Genomic DNA, 20197 nt, shown 5'->3' on the forward strand with positions numbered 1-20197 from the left:
TACGGATGGGCACCCTGGACGCCGAACTGCTGCCCGCACCCCGCACGACCGCCAAGTTCGACCTGTCCTTCGAATTCACCGAACACCACGACGGCTCGGGTATCGCCGCCTGTCTCGAGTACCGGACGGACCTGTTCGACGAGGACACCGTCCGCCGCTGCGCCGGCTACCTGGTCCGGCTGCTTGCCGGTGCGGTTGCCGATCCCGGCCGTTCGCTGTCGCGGTTGCCCCTGTTGGACGAGGCGGAACGCGACCTGGTCCTGAGCGGCTGGAACGACACCGGCCGGGACCACGGCGTCCAGCTGCCGTTGCACGAGTTGATCAGCGCGCAGGCCGCCCGGACCCCGGACGCCGTCGCCGTGCGGCACCGCGACGACGTCTACACCTACGCCCAGCTCGAGGTCGCCGCGAACCAGGTGGCCAGTCACCTGCGTACCGCCGGAGTGCGCACCGGCGACGTGGTCGCGCTCATCCAGGAGCGCTCCCTCAATCTGGTGGTCTCACTCGTCGGCGTACTGAAGGCCGGCGCGGCCTACCTGCCGATCGACACGAACTACCCGCCGGAACGCCAGGCCTTCATCGTCCAGGACGCGGGTGCCGTCGTCGTGCTCTCGGACGCGGAGATCACCGGGCTTCCCGCGCCGGTGCTGCCGGTCGGAGCGCACCTGTGGCCGCGGCTGGACGCCCCGCCGCCGGTGATCGGGCCGGTACCGGGGTCCGCGCCGGCCTATCTCATCTACACGTCGGGCTCGACGGGTGTCCCGAAGGGTGTCCTGGTGTCGCACACCGGCATCGTGAACCGGTTGCTGTGGATGCAGGATCAGTACGCGCTGGCCCCGGACGACCGGGTGCTGCAGAAGACGCCGTACGGTTTCGATGTCTCGGTCTGGGAGTTCTTCTGGCCGCTCATGGTGGGCGCGACCCTGGTGATGGCCGACCCTGACGGGCACCGTGACGCCGAGTACCTCGCCGATGTCATCCAACGCGAGCGCATCAGCACGGTGCACTTCGTCCCCTCGATGCTGGCCGAGATGCTCGCCGTGCCCGCCGCGGCCGGCTGCACGACCGTCGAGCGGCTGGTGTGCAGCGGCGAGGCGCTCACCCCGGAACTCGTGCGCCGCGCCGCTGAGGTGCTGCCGAAAGCGGTCCTGCACAACCTGTACGGTCCCACCGAAGCCTCTGTGGACGTCACCTATCACCGGTGTGAGCCGGATCCCGCAGCGGTGTCGGTGCCGATCGGTCGGCCCGTGTGGAACACCCGGACGTACGTGCTCGACCCCCATCTGCAACCACTTCCTGCCGGGGTGCGCGGCGAGCTCTACCTGGCCGGCACCCAACTCGCCCTCGGTTACCTGCGGCGTCCGCGGCTCACTGCGGAGCGCTTCGTCGCGGACCCGTACGGACCGGCGGGAAGCCGGATGTACCGCACCGGCGACCTGGCCCGCTGGACCGCTGCCGGCGAGCTGGAGTTCGCCGGCCGGGTCGACCACCAGGTCAAGATCCGCGGAGTGCGGATCGAGCTGGGAGAGGTGGAGGCGGCCCTGCGTGGCCTGTCCGACGTCGAGGACGCCGTCGTCGTCAAATGGGAGCCGGCGCCGGCGGAGGCTGCCTTGGCCGCGTACGTGGTACGCCGCGGGGAACAGCGCGACGACGTCCGGCGCCTCCGCGCGGCGTTGAGCGAGCGCCTCCCGGCCCATCTGGTCCCGTCGGTGTTCGTCGAGATGGCACGCCTGCCCCTGTCGGCCAACGGCAAGCTCGACCGGAAGGCGCTGCCCGATCCTCGCGAGGCCGCCGTGACCGACACCGGAGACGTGACCGCGCCACGTACCGAGCTGGAGGAGATCGTCGCCTGCGCCTGGTCCGAAGTCCTGCCGGCCGCGGCGGTCGACGTCCACAGTGACTTCTTCGCGCAGGGCGGCCACTCGCTGCTCGCGATGCGACTTGCCGGACGGCTCCGCACGGTGCTGGAGCTGGATCTTCCGGTGCGACTGATCTTCGACCACCCCACGATCGCCGCACTGGCAGCCGCCGTCGAGGAGGCACTACTCAGCGACCTCGACGGCATCGACCGCACCAGCAGCGAAGGGAGCAGTCAGTCATGACATCCACGACGGGGCAGGACCGCGCATCGGCGCTGCGGGACCGGCTGGCTGCCGCTCGCAACCGGATGGCCGGCGGTACCGCAACCATCAGGCGGCGGGCCGCATCCGACAACCCGGCCTCCGCGGCACAGCAGCGCCTGTGGGCGTTGAACCAACTTCGTCCGGAGCGGTCGGACTACCACGTGCCGATCATGCTCCAGGTGTCCGGTGACTTCGACCCCGAGGCGTTCCGCCGCGCGGCCCTCCGGGTGATCGAACGTCACGAGTCCCTGCGCACCACGTTCGAGGACCGCGACGGCACTGCGTTCGGCGTCGTTGAAAACCGGCCCCTGCTCGACTGGGAGTTCGTCGACCGACCGGCCACCGACGACGAGGTCCGGCGGACCGTCAGTCAGCCGTTCGACCTGGCCACCGGTCCGCTGATGCGGATCGTGGTCAACCGGGTCACCGACCGCGCGCACACCGTACTGACCGTGGTCCACCACATCGTGTGCGACGCCTGGTCGCTCCGGCTGCTCTGGTCGGAGATAGCCGCCGCGTACGGGAACCAGCCGTTGCCGGTGCTACCGGTGCAGTTCGGCGACTTCGCGGCCTGGCAGGGCCGGGACGCCTCCCTCGACCTCGACTACTGGCGTACCCAGATGGCCGGGTTGTCCGTGCCGGAGCTGCCCCTGGACCGCGGCCGGACGGGTGACCGCGCGGCGGCGAGCGCCACGGTGCACTTCCAGATTCCGAACGACGTACACGACGGGCTTCGGGCGCTGTCCGGGCGCACCAACGCCACCATGTTCATGACCGTGCTCGCGGCGTTCCAGGCGCTACTCGGCCGGTGGTGCGGCCAGGACGACGTGGTGGTCGGCTCCCCGGTCAGCGGGCGCGTGCGACCGGAACTCGAGCCGCTCATCGGCTTCTTCGTCAACACCGTCGTGCTGCGCGCGGACCTGTCCGCCGACCCGTCGTTCCTCGGTCTGCTCGGTCAGGTACGCGATCGGTGCCTCGACGCCTTCGCCCATCAGGACGTGCCCTTCGACAAGCTCATCGAGGAGTTCGGCGGATCGCGGGACCCACGCCGGAACCCGCTGTTCGACGTGATGTTCCAGATGCGTGCCGACGAGGCACCCGTCACGCCGTTACCGGGAACCGATGTCACCACCCTGCCGTTGGACAACGGGTCGGCGAAGTTCGACCTGAACGTGGTGCTCACCGACGGGCCGAACGGACTGCGCGGTGAGTTCGTCTATGCCACCGACGTCTTCGATCACGCGACGGTGGCCCGGCTCGCCGACCGGCTGACCGCCGTGCTGGCCTTCGTGGTGGCCGAACCCGAGACTCCGGTGTCCCGGCTACCGCTGATCAGCGCCACCGAGTGGGACCGGCTCCACAGGGACGTCGCCGGACGTCCGGGTCCGGCGATCACGGAGGCATTCGCCCGGCGGGTCGCCGAGCGTGGATCGGCCACCGCGCTGCGCTTTCACGACGAGACGCTGTCCTACACCGAGCTCGACGATCGTGCGAATCAGATGGCCCGCTACCTGACCGGACGGGGGATCCGTCGCGGCTCGGTGGTCGCCCTCCATCTGGGTCGCGGCGTCGACGTCGTGGTCGCGATGCTCGGGGTCCTCAAGAGCGGCGCCGCCTACGTGGCCGTGGACCCGGGGCATCCCCGGGAACGGACCGACTTCATCCTGGCCCAGAGCGCGGCCGAGCTGGTGGTGACTGGCGAGGTCATGCACGCTGCCCGGCAGGTCCCGGCCGGCCCGACCGAGGCCACGGTGACCGGCGAGGATGTGGCCTACATCGTCTACACGTCCGGGTCGACGGGACAGCCGAAGGGTGTGCTCATCCGGCACGCGGGTGTGGTGAGCTACCTGGACCACCTACGCTCGGAGATCGGGCTGACCGTCGACGACGTCGTCTTGGCGCATTCCGCGCTGGTGTTCGACGCCTCGGTCCGTGACATCCTCGGCCCGTTGCTGACCGGTGCGACCGTCGCGCTCGCTGACGACGAGGAGGCCCGCGATCCCGATGCGCTGGTCGCCGCGGTGAGCCGCTACGGCGCCACCGCCGTGATCTCCTTCATCCCTTCCCTGATGGCCCTCGTCGCCGCGGTGGCGCCGCAGAACTTCGCACCAGGCCTGCGGTTGTTGATGACCAGTGGGGAGAGGCTGACCCCGGCGCACGCCCGCGCTGCGCGCCGGCTCGCCCCCGGCCTGCGGTTGCTCAACCAGTACGGGCCGACCGAGTGCACCATGACCTCGACCTTTCATGAAGTGACCGAGCAGGACTGCGACCGGGAGGCCATCCCGGTCGGCCGGCCGATCGCCCACGCCGCCTGCCTGGTTCTCGACGACCGTCTGCGGCCGGTGCCGGACGGTGCCGTCGGTGAGATCTACCTGCGTAGCAACGGCATGGGGTACGGATACGTGCACGAGCCGGCCCGTACGGCGACGACGTTCGTCGCCGACCCGTACGGGCCGCCGGGATCCCGGCTCTACCGGACCGGGGATCTGGGCCGTTGGCTGTCCGACGGCGACCTCGGCTTCCAGGGCCGGCGTGACGACCAGGTCAAGATCCGCGGCCAGCGGGTGGAGCCGGGCGAGGCACAGGCGGTCATGGCCGCCTACCCCGGCGTCGAGCACGCCTGCGTGATCGTGGACCGGTCGGAAGGCGGGGTGCGGCTGGGCGGGTACGTCACCTGGCGAACAGGGGCCGCGGATTGCGCCGGTCTGCTGGCCCGCCTGCGGGCGGTGCTGCCGGACGTCTGCGTGCCGGCTTACCTCGTCGAGCTCGACACGATGCCGCTGCTGTCCAACGGCAAGGTCGACCGGTCCTCCCTGCCCGTCCCGGACCGCAACTCCTCGCGCGACCACGAGCCACCGCGAACGGCGCGGGAAGCAGCGGTCGCTGCGGTGTGGCAGCAGGTGCTGGGCGTTGACCAGGTCGGTGCCTTCGACGACTTCTTCGAGCTGGGCGGCCATTCGCTCACGGCGATCCAGGCCGTGTCGCGCCTGCGCCGAATACTCGGAGTGGATATCGCGCTCAGTCAGCTGTTCAGCTCGCCGGTGCTCGCCGCGTTCGCCGCCGGTCTGACCGGGGACGCCCCGGAGGGCGGCCCCATCCCCGCCCGACCCGCCGGATCGTCGGCGCCCCTCACGCCCGGGCAGAGGCGGCTGTGGTTCCTGGAACAGTTCCAGCCCGGGCGCGCCGACTACAACATGTCGTCCGCCGTGCGGATCACAGGTGCTTTCCAGCCGGAACGCCTCCCGTCCGCCCTGGCTGCGCTGGTCGAGCGGCATGAATCGTTGCGGACCCGGTTCGTGCCGGGCGCCGAGGGGCCGGTTCAGCTGGTTGATGCCGTCCGGCCGCTCGCCCCACGGGTCGTGGACCTGCGCGGTGCGACGGGTGAGGCCCTGTCGGCTCGGACCGACGAGGTGCTCGCCACCGCCATCGCCGAGCCGTTCGACCTCGGCGCCGGCCCGCTGCTGCGGACTGTGGTGATCCGCCTCGCGGACGACGAGCACATCGTCCTGGTTGTCGTTCACCATCTCGTCTGCGACGGCTGGTCGATACCGGTGCTCTGGTCCTCACTGATGGACGCCTATCAGGGGCGGGAATTGCCGCCACTGCCGGTGCAGTTCGGCGATGTGGCGGTGTGGCAGGACCAGGCCGGCGACGTGGCGCACTGGCGCGAGCGGTTGGCGGGGCTCACCCCTCTGGAGCTGCCGTTGGACCGGACCCGGCCGGCGAACCGGTCCGGCAAGGGCGCCGTCGTCCGCTTCGAGGTGCCGCCGCTGGTGCGCGACGGTCTGCGAGCGGTGGGACGGGGCCGCGGGGCGACCCTGTTTATGACGGCCCTGGCCGCGTTCGAGGTGCTGCTGTCGCGGTGGTCCGGCCAGGATGACATCGCCGTTGGGTCACCGATCGCCGGCCGCGACCGCCCGGAGCTGGAGTCGCTGATCGGTTTCCTGGTCAACACCGTCGTCCTGCGCGGCGACCTCTCCGGTGACCCGGCCTTCAGCGAGCTGCTCGACCGGACCAAGGAGGTGTGCGTCGGCGCGTTCGCGCATCAGGACGTGCCGTTCGAACGACTGGCCGACGAGGTGGGCGGCACCCGCGACATGGGTCGTAACCCGCTCTTCGACGTCATGTTCCAGTTGCGTGAGAACCAGCTGGCCAATCCGCGCCTGCCCGGCGCCGCAGTCGAGACGGTGCGGCTGGACAGCGAGGCGGCCAAGTTCGACCTCAGCCTCGTCCTCATCGACGGGCCGGACGGCCTGGCGGGTGAAGCCGTCTTCGCCACCGACGTGTTCGACCGGGCGACAGTCGAACGCCTGGTCGCGCAGTACACGCGCCTGCTCGCCGCGGTCGTGGCCGCCCCGGGAACGCCGATCTCGGGCCTGCGGCTGCTGGACGAGGCCGAGCGGCGGCAGCTGCTCCGCGTCACTCCCACCCGACCTGCGGGACCGCCGATCCACGAGATCATCGCCTCGATGCCCGGCGCGGCCCCGGCCGTCATGTTCGGCTCGGCGAGCGTGTCCTACGCCGAGCTCGACGACCGGGCGAATCGGCTCGCCCACCGGCTGGTCCAGCTCGGGGCGGGACGCGGCAGCCTCGTCGGCATCCTGGTCGAGCGGGGGCCCGGCCTCGTCGTCGCGATGATCGCCGTACTCAAGTGCGGGGCCGCATACGTGCCTATCGACACCGGATATCCGGCCGACCGCATCGAGTTCATGCTCGCGGACAGCGGCGCCGCCATCGTCGTCACCGACGACATGCTCCAGGAGACGAACCTCACCGAGCTGGCAGGACCGGTGCAGGTACCGGTCACCGGTGATGATCTCGCGTACGTCGTGTACACCTCCGGCTCCACCGGTCGCCCGAAGGGCGCGATGATCCATCATGGCGGGCTCAGTTCACTCGCCGCCGACATGGTCCGGCGCGTCGAACTGCACTCCGGCGACGTGGTGGCCGCCCTGACCACCGTCTCCTTCGACATCGCCGTGGTGGAACTCCTCGTCCCACTGACCGCAGGCGCCTCGATCATGATCGGCACCCGGGAGATGGCACGCGACGGAAGTCTGCTCGCCGACACCATCGAGGCCGCCGGCGTCACACTGGTACAGGGAACGCCCACCACCTGGCAACTGCTCACCGAGACCGACTGGCGCACACCCCGGGTCAAGGGCGTCTGCGGCGGTGAGGTTCTTCCGGTGACGCTCGCCCGCGAGGTGCTGAATCGCGTCGGCCGCCTCTGGAACGGCTACGGCCCGTCGGAGACGACGATCTACGCCACCATGTACGAGGTGCCACCGGCGGCGTCGGGCGTGTCCGTGCCGATCGGCCGGCCGGTCGGGTGCACGGACGTCCTGATCCTCGACGCCGCGATGGAACCCGTTCCCGTCGGAGTCCTCGGCGACCTGTACGTCGGCGGGGCCCAGGTCGGCCACGGCTACCTGAACCGGCCCGGGCTCACCGCGCAGCGCTTCATTGCCAATCCGCACGGACCGGCGGGCAGCCGGCTCTACCGTACCGGCGACCTGGCCCGGTGGACCGGGGACGGCGAGATCGACTACGCCGGCCGTGTGGACGAACAGGTGAAGTTGCGTGGCTACCGGATCGAGCCGGGGGAGATCGAAGCCGCGCTGACCGCCCACCCTGCCGTCCAGCAGGCCGTCGTGATCGTTCGGGAGGACCAGCCAGGACACCGCATGCTCGTCGCCTACTATCGCGGCGCGCAGACCGATCACGCGGCCCTGCGCGAGGCCGCAGCGCGCCGGCTTCCCGAGTTCATGGTTCCGGCCGCGTTCGAACGGCTCGAGGAGTTCCCGCGTACGCCGAGCGGCAAAGTCGATCGACGGGCTCTGCCCGCGCCGGTCGCCGGCCGCGTCCGCCGGGCCTATGCCGCGCCGCACTCGCCGGTCGAGAAGACGCTCGCCGGCATCTGGCAGCAGGTCCTCGGCGTGGACGACATCGGCGTCCACGACGACTACTTCGAACTCGGCGGCGACTCAATCCTCTCCATCCAGATCGTGGCCCGGGCGCAGAACACCGGGCTCCCGCTGACCATCCGCCAGATGTTCGCGCATCGCACGATCGCGGCACTCGCCGAGGCGCTGCCGGCGACCGGGGTCAAGCGGGTGGACGTGCGCCTCGAGCCGGTCAGCGGCGAGGTGACCCTCACCCCGATCCTGCGGTGGTTCACCGAACAGCCGGACCTTCGCCACGACCACTTCAACCAGGCCGTTCTGTTGGAGTGCGTGCACCCGGTCGACCCCACCGTCATCGAGCGAGCGCTGACGGCCCTGATCGAGCACCACGATGCGCTGCGTACCTCCATGTCCCGGCAATCAGGCGGCTGGACGGCTTCGGTGGCCGCGCCCGACAGCGGCGCCGGCCCTCGCGTGGCGGTCGTTGATCTCACGGGTCTCACGACCGACCAGCGGGACGCCCGGTGCCGGGCAGTCGCGGCCGGCCTCCAGAGTGGCTTGTCGCTCGCCGACGGCCGCCTCGTCGCCGCGGCCTGCTTCACCGCGCAGGACGCGCCCCACCAGCTGCAACTCGTCATCCACCACGCTGCGGTGGACACCGTCTCCTGGGGCATCCTGCTGGAGGACCTACGGACCGCCGTCGATCAGCTCCAGGCCGGCCGGCCTGTCGAACTGCCGCCGAAGACGACTTCCTTCCAGGGCTGGGCCGAGCGCCTCGCCGCGTACGCCGAATCGAACGACTTCGCCGAGGAGGCCGCGGCGTGGACCGCTCGAACGGGCGCCGCGGTGGCGGACCGGATCGACACCGGCCTGGAGCGCAACGCCGCGCACGTCGAGACGTCCCTCGACGCCGGGGCGACCCGACGGCTCATCGGCGAGGTTCCGGCGGCGCTCGGTGCCGAGATCAACGACGTCCTGCTGGCCGTCCTCGGCCGGACCCTGCGACGATGGGACGACGGTGACGGCGTCTGGGTGGAACTCGAGGCCCACGGGCGCGAGCCGCTCTTCGCCGACTGTGACGTCTCGCGTACGGTCGGCTGGTTCACCAGCCTGCTACCGCTCTGTCTCGGCTCGGGCGAGCAGGACTGGCCCAAGGCTGTCGCCGTGGTACGCGACCAGCGTGGCGCCGTCCCGCACCGGGGCATCGGGCACGGACTGGCCCGCTATCTGCGCGCCGGCTCAGCCGCGAGGATGGCGGCCACGGTACGTCCCGGCATCTCTTTCAACTACCACGGACGGCTCGATCGCCAGCGCAACAAGGACGACGGCATGTTCCGTCCGCTCCCGCGCAGCTGGGGGCCCAACCGAGCGCCCGACGGACGGCGTCCCTACCTGCTCGACGTCAACGCCGGCGTCGTCGATGGACGGTTGCACCTCAACTGGACCTACTCCGCGGGTCAACTCACCGCTGGACAGGTCGAAGAGCTGGCCTCCGACTACGTCCGCCATCTGACCGATCTGCTCTCCAAGGGCATACGACGCCGCGAAACGCCCCTGCTCTCGCCCGGTAGCGGCAGCGTCGACGAGGTGCTGGCCAGGCACCACGTCCCGGGCGTCGCGCTGGCAGTGCTGCGTGGCGGCGACGTGGCGGCGCTCTGGGGGCAGGGCGTCGTCAACAGCGAACGTTCGGATCGGGTGACGGCGGACACCGTCTTCCGCGGCGGTTCCATCGGGAAGCACGTGACGGCGTTACTCACGCTACGCCTGGCCCAGCGCGGAGTGCTGGACCTGGACCGTCCCGCTTCCGACTACCTACGTTCGTGGCAGCTGCCGCAGCACCGGGTTCCGGTCACGCCCCGGATGCTGCTGCGGCACACGTCCGGGTTCCCTTTTCTGGACGACGTTCCGGTGGCGTCCGGGCGTCCCCGCCCGACGCTGGTGCAGCTGCTGGCCGGTGAGGTTCCCGGTTGGGGACCCGTCCGTTACGCCAAACCGCCGGGCACGGCGTACGAGTACTCGAACCTGAACTTCGCCGTCGTTGAGCAGCTCCTGGCCGACGTGACGGGAGACTCATTCGCCGATCTGGTCCAGGAGTGGATCCTGGATCCGGCCGGGATGCGGCAGACCGGATTCAGGCCGGAGGCGCCCGTCGGCGTTCGGGCCGACCGGCACGACGAGCAGGGGCATCCGGTTCCCGGCCCGATGCCGTCCACCGCCCTCGCGGCGGCCGCGGGTATGTGGACCACCGCCGCCGACCTGGCCCGGCTGTTCCGTCACGAGCTGACCGTCGCGGGCGGCGGGACGTCGCCCGTGCTCACCGCCGACGGGTTCGCCAGCATGCTCGCCACGCCGCCGTTCTCCGGCTACGGGCTCGGCACATTCGTGAGCGGCAAGGGCGACGCGCTGTCGATGAGCCATGGTGGTAGCGGGCCCGACCAGCATGGACTCGTCATCGCCTATCCCCGGCGCGGGAGCGCCCTGGTCGTCCTGACCAACGGGACGGGCGGGCGCGCGGCCATCAGTGATCTCCTTCTACTGGCGGAGGGGGTCCGGCCGTGAAGACCCTCGGGGTGGTTGGCGGCGTCGGCCCGCTGGCCGGCGTGCACTTCTACGAACAGCTGGTCCGACGGACGCCGGCGAACTGCGATCAGGAACATCTACCCGTCGTACTGGTCTCGAGTCCGGCGGTGACCAACCGGGTCGAGCACCTCCTGGGCACCGGCCGGTCGCCGGCGTCAGCGCTGCGCGACGTCGCCCGGCGGCTGGAGAAGGCGGGAGCCGAGCTGATCGTCATCGCCTCAGCCACCACCCACGCCTATCACTCCGAAATTCAGCACGCGGTGGCCGTTCCGGTCCTGAACCTGCTGGACGAGACGGCGGTCGCCCTCGGCCGGGCTGGCTTCCGGCGGCCTGCTTTCCTTGCTACTCAAGCCACTGCTGACCTGCGTCTCTACGACTCCCACCTCACCCCCGGAAGCCGACCGGTCTACCCGGACGCGCATTCACAACGCGAGCTCCAGACACTGATCGACGCGGTCAAAGCGGGCACGCCCGCCGCTCCCCTACGGGAACGTTGCAGCGCCATCCTGGCTCGGCGATGGGCCGACGGGGCCGACGCCGCTGTCCTTGCCTGCACCGAAGTGCCGCTGGTGGCACCGATGCCACCGCCGGGCATGCCGATGGTCAGCGTGACCGACGTGCTGGTGGAGGCTGCGCTGAGAGAGTGTCTGGCCCCGGCGTACGCCTGACCCGCCAGTGCCCGTCACCGACAAGCGCTGCTGCCCCGGGCGTACACAGTAGAGGCTTGCGGGGCGGGTTGTCGCGCAGAGCGGAGGTGGAGGGTCGCGTCCGCGCCGGGCGTGGGCGGCGGGCACTGACGTCGCTGATGGACCGGCCCTGGTCTGCCTACCAGCCAGGGTGCGGGTGATCCGGACGACCTGCTGAGCAGGGGAAGCCGATCCCGCCGCTTCGGATGAAGGAAGGGGGGTATAGATCCCCGTCTACCACTATCATTGCCGAGCGCACCCGACGGTAGCGCATCGCAGAATCGACGGCACGGGGGCGGTCGAATGGATTTCCGGATTTTGGGGACTCTTGAGGTGTGGGACAGGGAGCGCTTACCCGTCCTGCCTCCGCGTCAGGAGCGTTTTCTGGCCCGGCTGCTACTCAGTCCCAATGTCGTCGTGCCGATCGGCGCGCTTACCGAGGCCTTGTGGGACGGCGCGCCGCCGGACTCCGCGGAACGCCAGGTCCAGAACGCGGCCTCGCGGGTCCGTCAGGCCTGGCAGCGGGCCGATGTGACCGGCGCGAAAGAGATCATTCAGACGGTCCGCACGGGGTACAGGCTCGCGATCGATCCCGAGCAGCTCGATCTCGTCCGGTTCCGCACTCTCGTCAGCCGGGCTGCGGCCGAGCAGCATGAGGGGGACCTCGCGCAGGCGGCCGCGACGCTGAGCCAAGCCCTGCAACTGTGGCGCGGGCCGGCGTTCGCCGGCGTGGGGAGCGCCGTGATCCGCGCGGAGGCCACGCTGCTCGACCAGGAACTGCCGGCAGCCTGGGAGGAGTGTCTCCGGCTGGAGCTGGAGCTGGGGCGGCACCAACGGGCGCTGCCCAAACTCGTCCGGCTGGTCGCCAAGTTCCCCTTCCGGGAAGGTCTGACCAGACTTCTCATGGTCGCTCTCTATCGCGACGGCCGGCAGATGGAGGCGCTGGAGGCGTACCAGGACCTCCGTACGAGGTTGACGGACGGACTCGGCCTGGATCCAGCCGCCGATCTGCAGGATCTGCACCAGCGCATCCTGCGGAATGACCCGGCCCTGCTCGAGGTTCCGGACGCCGCAGAGCCCGGTGCGGCACCCTCCGGTGGCGAAGCGGAGATCCGACCGCCGGTGCCCCGGCAGCTCCCGCCGAAGGTGGGCTGCTTCGCCGGCAGGGTTTTCGAGCTGGAACGCCTCTCCGCGGAGTGCGGGCAGGTGCAGGTCCTCGCGGTGACCGGCGCCGCCGGAATGGGCAAGACGTCGCTCGTGGTGCAGTGGTCGCACGCCGTCAAGGGCAGGTTCCCGGACGGTCAGATCTTCCTCGACGTGCACGGCCACGAGCCGGGCAACGCACAGACACCGGCCGCAATCCTGCGGTACATCCTCGAGAGCCTGCAGGTCGCGCCGAACCGGGTTCCGGACAGCATCGACAAGCGCGTGTCCCTGCTGCGGTCGCTCATCAGCGAGAAACGGCTGCTCATCATCCTCGACAACGTCGAGAGCATCGAGCAGCTCCTCCCTGCCGTCCCCCCGTCGCCGAACGCGCTTCTCGTCGTCACCAGCCGCAGCCGTCTCGTGGCCATGCACACGCACGTGCCCGTCACCTACTGCCGGCTGGAGCCGCTCAATCGCGAGGAGAGCCTCAGTGTTCTCACCGAGGCGGCTCGTCGGGCGCCGACCCTGACGGACGGTCCGGCCTGGGAGCGCCTGCTCGATGTATGCGGCGGAATGCCGTTGGCTCTGCGGACTCTGGCCGCGCGACTGCTGGCCGAACCGACGTTGACGCTCGAGAAACTCGCCGACGAATGCGCCGCAGACGCGGCGCCGCTCGACGCCTTCGTCATCGGCGGCGACACGCGCAGCGTGCGGTCGGTGCTCGCCAGCGCCTACGCCTCTCTGAGCGAGGACGACGCGACCATCTTCCGGATCATGGCTGCTCACCCCGGCGTCAGGGTGAAGCTCGATGCGGTGGCTGCCATGCTCGGGGTTCCGCCCGCCGGGATCCGGCACAGTATCGAAAATCTTGTCGCCCTGCACCTGGTCGTCGACCTCGGCGACCGGTACTTCACGATGCACGAACTCATACGCTCTTTCGCCGTGGAGCTCCTGAGGCGGCATGCCGAACGAGACCGGCCCGACGTGGCCCGCGAGCGCCTGGTGCGGTGGTACCTCGCGGTCACCGGCCGCACCAACCGGGTATTGCGCCCGGACCGCAACGGCTATCCTCTGCCGGACGACTCGCCGTCCGGCAGCGCGGTCATGCCGATCACGAACGTGATCGAAGCCATCCGGGTCCTCGACGGCGAGCGGGCCAACTTGGCACAGGTGACCGCGATGGCGCTGGAGATCGACGTCGAATTCGCGATCCAGCTGATCTACCAGGTGAGCAGTTATTTCGTGATGGCCGGCTACCCACCGTCCGACATCGACTTCTGGAAGAGTGTCGCCGAGCGGGCAGACGCCGTCGCCGAGCCCCGGCCCCTGGCATATGTGCATCACGCCCTCGGCGCCGCCCTCGCCGTCACGCATGAACCCGATCTCGCCTTGGCGCATCTGTCCCGCGCGGCCACGCTCTACGACGAGGCCGGGGACACGGCCGGAGCGGCCAGCGTGAGCCTCGGCATCAGCCGGGTGCTCCAGGACGAGGAGAACTTCGGTGAGGCCCTCGCCGAGAGTGAGCGGGCGTTCGAACTGGCCGAGGTGGCGGACAACCCCATCCTCGCGGTGCAGGCGCTCACCGGCTCGGCGGACGCCCTGCTCGCGCTCGGCAAGCCGGACGCCGGTCTGGACCGGCTGGGATACGCTCTCGCGATGGCCCGCGACGCCGGTGCCGACCAGCATGAGCCCCGCATCCGCAGCAACATGGGGGCCATCTTCCTGCACCTCGACGAGCCCGAGACCGCCCTGGAGCACCTTCACTCGGCCCTCGACGGGATCCGGCGCCTCGGCATCCGCAGCGCCGAGGCAGAGGCCCTGATGAGGATCGGAACGGCCAGGCGCCGGGCCGGCCACGAGGACGCCGCTCAGTGGTATCTGCAGGCGCTGCGACTCTGCCGGGAGGCGAACGACCCGGTCGGGGAGACCGAAGCGCTCGTTCAACTCGGCGAGTTGTGAGCAGTGGATGACAATGCGATGGAGTCGTCTGGGAGGTTGAAAGCGAATAGATCGCCCTATGTCCTGGGAGTGAAGCTGTGACTGTGGCTTTTCGCCTCCTCGGCCCGGTTCAGGCCACGGTGGAAGAACTTGCGGTGCCCCTCACTTCGATCATGGATCGTGCTGTCCTCGCCGTTCTGCTCCTGGCGGGCGGTCGTTTCGTGTCGCAGTCGGCGCTGGCTCGGGCCCTGTGGGATGTGCCGCCCCGTTCGGCGGACTCCAACCTGCGCAGCTACCTGTCGCGGCTGCGAAGGGCGCTCAAGCGGGCTGATCCTTCCCTCGCCCGGCTCGTCACCCGTCGCGGGGCTGCCGAATATCGCCTGGTCACCACCGGCGACGAACTGGACGTGGAGCGATTCAAGGAACTGGCGGACCGCGGGCATGCCGCGTTGGTCCGCGGCGACGCTGACGCGGCTGTCGGCGACCTCGACCGCGCGTTGCGTCTCTGGTCGGGTACGGCTGGGCAAGACGTGGCCGCCGTGGTCACCGGGCAGTTACACAGCGAGCTCGGCTATCTGGACGAGCACCGATTGACCACGACGGAGGACTACTACGATGCGCTCATCGCGCTCGGCGACGGACTCAACCTCGTCCGCGATCTGCGCACCATGGTTCTCAACCACCCACTGCGCGAGAGGCCGTCGGAACAGCTGATGCGAGCGCTGTATCTCAGCGGAGACCCGGCCGGCGCCCTGACGGCCTTCCACCGGATCCGGCAGCAGTTCAACGACCAGCTCGGCATCGAGCCGTCCGCCCGGCTACAGGCACTGCACCGAGCCGTTCTGCAGCGGGACGAGCGGCTGTTGCTGCACGACCGGCCCGGGGGCGCGAGTCGGACGACGAAGCCTTCCCTGCCGGGTATCGTCGGCCCGCTGCCCCGGCCCCTGGCGTCGTGACGGATACCCTGCCGGACGAAGGGTGATCGGGATGAGGCGCGGACGTGTCAGCTTGACCACGTTCCTCACCGCGGAGGCGCTCGCGCTCACCGGGACCCGGATGTCCGTGGTGGTGGTGCCCTGGTTCGTTCTGGTCGCTACCGGCAACGCCGGTTACGTCGGCGTGGTGACGGCCGCAGAGATGGTGCCCTACGTCCTGGTCGGCATACTGGGGCCACCCCTGGTCGATCGACTCGGCCCGGTCCGGGTCTCGGTGGTCGCGGACGCCGGAAGCGCCTTGGCCATGATCGCCGTTTCGCTGCACGGCCCGGGGAACCTCATCACCTTGGCCCCGCTGGTGGCGACGTTGGGCGTCATGCGCGGGTTTGGTGACAACGCCAAACGGGTCATGCTTCCGGCGGTCGTCAGGTACGCCGACGCGGACCTAACCCGGATGGCCTCGGTTTATGACGTGGTGTGGCGACTGTCCATTCTGGTCGGGGCGCCTCTGGCCGGCCTTTTGATCGCCTCAGCACTCGGTGTCTCGGGCACGATGGCCGTCGCGGCGGGCCTGTTCGCCGCTTCCTCCATCATCATCCTCACCACGGTCCGGGTGCCGGCCGAGTTCCTGCCTACCGGATCCAGCGCGGAGGAGCCACGAGAGGGCTATCTGACCGCGCTGCGCGGCGGTCTCGGGTTTCTCAGGAGCGACCCGCTCGTTCTCGGCGTGCTGATCATGCTCTTCCTGACGAACATGTTCGACAACGCCTACCTGAGCATCTTCGTTCCGGTGTGGATCCGGGACGGGGGGCAGCCCGTCGCCGCGTTGGGTGTCATCGCGGCGGGCTTCGCCCTGGGCGCGCTCGGCGGGAATTTCGCCTTCATCTTTCTCGCGAAGCGGCTCCCGCGGTACCTGACGTTCACGATCGCCTTCCTCATAGCGGGATCACCACGGTTCTTGGCGCTCGCGCTGAGCAACGACATCGTCGTGGTTCTCGTCGTGGCGACCGCCGGTGGCGCGGCAGCTGCGGCGATCAACCCGATCCTGTCGGCGACCTCCTATGAACGAGTCCCTGGGGCGCTGCGAGCACGCGTCTTCGGCCTGGCCACGGCCGTCGCCATGGCTGGGATTCCGCTGGGCAGCCTGCTCGGCGGCTGGCTCGTGAATGCGAGCGGCCTCACCGTCGCTGTCGCCTGCGCCGCTGGGGGCTACTTCCTGGCCACACTGCTGCCGATCGTCAACCGCCGGGTCTGGCGCGCGATGGACGACAAACCTGGCCCTCCCCAGACGACAGAAGCGGCAGTCAAGATCAGCTAGTACAGCAGCAGCCGTTTGAGATGCCGCTGGTGGGGCCGGGTGGACGAGGTGTGGCCACACCACGAAGTCCGAGTTGTCGCCGACATGATCACCGCGGGGTCGACATCCTCACCGACCCCCGCTACACCTACCCCAGGTCTGGAACGAGCAACGCACAACGAGGGTGCTGCTCGACGTCGGCGACGTGGCCATGGGCCACCGACCACCTGCACCGGTACGGCGCGCTCCCGACGTGCACCGCGTCGAAACCGAGATCGTCGCGCGGTGGATCAAGCGGGCGGGACCGCTCGTCGCCTCCTGGGCCCGAGCGCGGCTTGCTTTCGAGCGCGCTCGAAGCTTTAGCGTCGGGCCGTGACCGCGACGAACGAGACGAAGACATGGATCATCACGGGCGCGAGTTCGGGCCTCGGTCTGGCGCTCGCCGAGGCGGCACTCGAGGCCGGCGAGCAGGTGATCGGGACCGCGCGACGGGCCGACCGCTTCGACGGGCTCGGGGCGCGGTACGGCGATGGGCTCCTCGCCATCGAGCACGATGTGCGCGACACGGCCGGAGCGGCCCTGGTCGTGCAGCGGGCGCTGGAGGTGTTCGGGCGCGTCGACGTGCTCGTCAACAATGCCGGCGCCGGACAGGTCGGCGCCGCCGAAGAGATCACGGACACGGCGCTGCGGGCCATGCTCGAGCAGCACCTGTTCGGCCCGGCCGCCTATGTGCGTGCCGTGCTGCCCCACCTGCGGGAGCGTCGCTCTGGTGCGATCGTGCAGATGAGCAGCCAGGGCGGGCGGATGTCGTTTCCCGCCGTCGGCAGCTACTCGGCCGGCAAGTTCGCGCTCGAGGGCTGGCCGGAGGCGCTTGCGGGCGAGGTGGCACCGTTCGGCATCCGCGTCCTCATCGTCGAACCCAGTCGCTTCCGCACCGCGTTCAACGCCGCCGACGTGCTCAACACCGGGCAGCAGAAATCGATCTATGACGAGGTCATCGGTGCCGTGCGCGCGGACATGGCGAAGGCCGACGGCATCCAGGAGGGCGACCCGGCACGCGCCGCCCGGGTGATCCGCGACATGCTCGACACACCCGACGCGCCGCTGCGGCTCCCGCTCGGCGCCGAGGCGGTTCGCAACCTCACCCGCGTCTACCGTGGGGCGCTCGACGACGTCCAGAGATGGGCGTCGGTGAGCGAGTCGGCGGACTTCCCAGGCATGCCGCCCGCGGTTCGCGCCTTCTGATCGCCGTACGCTGATGCCATGGCCACCGAAGCGCTGATCGAACGCATCCTCGCTGCCAGCGACGGACCGTCCTCGTCGAGGATCGACGCGCTGCACGAGCTGCTCGACGACGCCACCATCGAGGCCTCGACGGCGCCCAGGAGTGTCGCCGAGGCCGCCCGGCTTGTCGGCCTGTCGACGCACACCCTCCGGTACTACGAGCAGGAGGGGCTCGTGCGGCCCGCCCGCAACGCCTCCGGGTACCGCGAGTACTCCGCATCCGACCTGCGCCGCCTCGTCTTCCTCACCCGGATGCGCCTGTCCGGCATGACCATGACCGACCTCAAGCGCTACATCTCGCTCGTCGAGCAGGGCCCGAGCACCGTCACGGAACGCCGACGCATCATGCGCGACCAGCACGACCGGATCACGCGGCAGATCCGTGAGCTCGGGCTGGCGCTGGAGACCACCGAGTACAAGATCCGCGTCTACGACGGGCACCCGGAAGGCTGACACACGCCCGCTACCCAACCTGCTCAGGGTGGTTGCCAGGTCGGCCAGTACGCCGTCGACGCGGGCGGGTTCGCCGGTCAGCAGCAAAGACCACCATCGCGGCCTGTGACACAACGCTCGCCAGCTCCGGGCCTGTTACGACGACAAGCCGGGCCATCCTGTCGTGCTGGTCCGTACCACTGGGCGGCTGACCGCGGCGGCCTCTCCACATACACCGACTGACTCGCCCGCCTCGACGCCGGCTGCCGCGCAGGAGGCGAGGAGCGCGATCAGCGCGGGCTGCCACGGGACTCGGCGCACGTACCGCACGGGATGGCGGCGATGATCTGGACCCGGTCCCCCGGCCGCCAACCTGTGACCTCGCCACCGACTTCGGTTATCCCGCCTGCGATCTCGTGGCCCATGACGCGCGGCGGCCCGCTCCGAGGCACTGCCGGTCGCCCTGCCGAAACTCCGGGCTGCGGAGCTCTTGACAGCCACCCGTCAAAAAGATGAATATCTAAGCCATATTAAGTAAAGACGTCTTATAAATCTTCGAGACAGTGAAACTTGGTGATCGCCAGTGCAGGGGACGGCGGATTTCGGCGCCAGGGCCGGGTTGCCGCAGCGAGGGCTGTTCCAGGTGTCCCCGCAGCGGCGCACTCCGCCGGAGCGCACGAAGGCCAGCACCCAGGACAGTCGGGCACACAACCGCTCGCTGGTGCTGGCTCGGCTGTACAACGAGGGCGAGATGAGCCGATCCGAGCTGGCGCGGGCCTCGAAGCTCACCGCCCCGACGATCTCCGCGCTGGTCGCGGAGCTGGAGCAGGACGGACTGCTGGTCGAGATCGGCCCCCGTCAGGAGGGCCGGGTCGGCAAGCCGGCGAAGCTGGTACGCATCGACGAGGATGGGACGAACGTACTGGTGCTGGACCTGTCGCACAGCGACCGGTTCACCGGTGCGGTGGTCAACCTCCGTGGCGACATCCTGGACCGGGCCGAAGTGGAGCTCGGCGCCTCCCTTGGCGTCGAGGCCTACGAACTGGTGCTGACGCTGGTCCAGAAGCTGTTCGCCCTGGCGCACCGGCGGGTGCTGGGCATCGGGATTGGCTCACCGGGCATCATCGACGACACCGGTGTCGTACGCCATGCCGCACATCTGGGATGGAGCGACCTACCTCTCGCGCAGCGGCTGACCGAGCGGTTCGGGGTCGCCGCTCACCTGGGCAACGATGTCAACCTGGCGGCGCTGGCGGTCCTGCACGAGCGCGCGAAGGGCGTACAGAACCTGATGGTCGTGACGATCGACCACGGTGTGGGTGCGGGCCTGGTCGTGGGCGGCAAGCTGGTCGAAGGAGAGCAGTTCGCCGCGGGTGAGATAGGGCATGTCACGGTCGAGGAGGACGGGGATGCCTGTGTCTGCGGGCGCCGCGGCTGCCTGGACATGCTGATCAGCGCGACGCACCTGCGAGGTCGCCTGGCGCGTACGGACGAGGCGCAACGCCCTGCGGTGCTCGCTAAAGCCGGGAGGGCGCTGGGGGTCGTCCTCGCTCCGATCGTCAGTGTGCTGAACCTCAACGACGTGGTGCTGACCGGTCCGCCCGACCTCATCGAAGGAACTCTGCTGGAGGCGGTGATCGAGACCGCGCAGGCGCGCACGCTTCCGGCCGTCAGCGCCTCGCTGCGGATCCGCTCGCTGGCCGGTGACACCGACCTGACCCTGATCGGAAGTGCCTGCATGGTGCTGTCGGCGGAACTGGGCGTGCTGTAGTCCGGCGCCCCGCTGACGTCCGCATCCTGCACGTCCCGACCTGCCGGCCACCACCGGATCCGGGGCTGCCCTGAACGCTTCGAACGCCCACCGCTACCG

At 69.8% G+C, this 20197-nt stretch carries 9 protein-coding genes and 1 pseudogene; 9 read left to right on the forward strand and 1 reads right to left on the reverse strand.

Annotated features, from left to right (window positions below; genetic code table 11):
- From ACZ6N8_RS28260 to ACZ6N8_RS28295, 8 genes are all read left to right on the forward strand, one after another.
- Positions 1-2102 (forward strand): non-ribosomal peptide synthetase (locus ACZ6N8_RS28260; protein ID WP_466013746.1); only part of this gene is annotated, 2102 nt, incomplete at its 5' end.
- Positions 2099-10588 carry an amino acid adenylation domain-containing protein gene (locus ACZ6N8_RS28265; protein WP_466013748.1) on the forward strand — a complete coding sequence of 2830 codons (8490 nt, stop codon included), beginning with the start codon at positions 2099-2101 and terminating at the stop codon, positions 10586-10588. The genes ACZ6N8_RS28260 and ACZ6N8_RS28265, both read left to right, overlap by 4 nt.
- Positions 10585-11277, forward strand: a complete 693-nt coding sequence (gene cuyB / locus ACZ6N8_RS28270; RefSeq protein WP_466013749.1) for a cysteate racemase — start codon at positions 10585-10587, stop codon at positions 11275-11277. The genes ACZ6N8_RS28265 and cuyB overlap by 4 nt, the downstream gene beginning before the upstream one ends.
- Before the next feature lie 321 nt (positions 11278-11598).
- Positions 11599-14400 (forward strand): AfsR/SARP family transcriptional regulator, encoded by a 2802-nt coding sequence (locus ACZ6N8_RS28275; protein ID WP_466013750.1) that lies wholly within the window; start codon positions 11599-11601, stop codon positions 14398-14400.
- 83 nt (positions 14401-14483) lie between these two features.
- Positions 14484-15335 carry an AfsR/SARP family transcriptional regulator gene (locus tag ACZ6N8_RS28280; protein WP_466013752.1) on the forward strand — a complete coding sequence of 284 codons (852 nt, stop codon included), beginning with the start codon at positions 14484-14486 and terminating at the stop codon, positions 15333-15335.
- 52 nt (positions 15336-15387) lie between these two features.
- Complete coding sequence (locus ACZ6N8_RS28285; RefSeq protein WP_466013754.1) at positions 15388-16632, forward strand: MFS transporter; 1245 nt, start codon at positions 15388-15390, stop codon at positions 16630-16632.
- A gap of 351 nt (positions 16633-16983) precedes the next feature.
- Positions 16984-17856 carry an SDR family NAD(P)-dependent oxidoreductase gene (locus ACZ6N8_RS28290; protein WP_466013756.1) on the forward strand — a complete coding sequence of 291 codons (873 nt, stop codon included), beginning with the start codon at positions 16984-16986 and terminating at the stop codon, positions 17854-17856.
- An 18-nt stretch (positions 17857-17874) separates the two neighbouring features.
- The gene (locus ACZ6N8_RS28295) at positions 17875-18348 is read left to right on the forward strand and encodes a MerR family transcriptional regulator (RefSeq protein WP_466013758.1); all 474 of its coding nucleotides are present in this window, start codon (positions 17875-17877) and stop codon (positions 18346-18348) included.
- A gap of 272 nt (positions 18349-18620) precedes the next feature.
- Here the strand turns inward: ACZ6N8_RS28295 and ACZ6N8_RS28300 are convergent.
- Positions 18621-18764 (reverse strand): annotated as a pseudogene (locus ACZ6N8_RS28300) (alcohol dehydrogenase catalytic domain-containing protein); the annotation flags it as partial.
- Positions 18765-18910: 146 nt separating this feature from the next.
- Between ACZ6N8_RS28300 and ACZ6N8_RS28305 the strand changes: the two are divergent.
- On the forward strand, positions 18911-20098 hold the full coding sequence (locus ACZ6N8_RS28305; protein WP_466013760.1) for an ROK family protein: 1188 nt from the start codon (positions 18911-18913) through the stop codon (positions 20096-20098).
- Positions 20099-20197: the final 99 nt, after the last annotated feature.

The sequence above is a fragment of the Micromonospora sp. NPDC047521 genome (assembly GCF_055587305.1).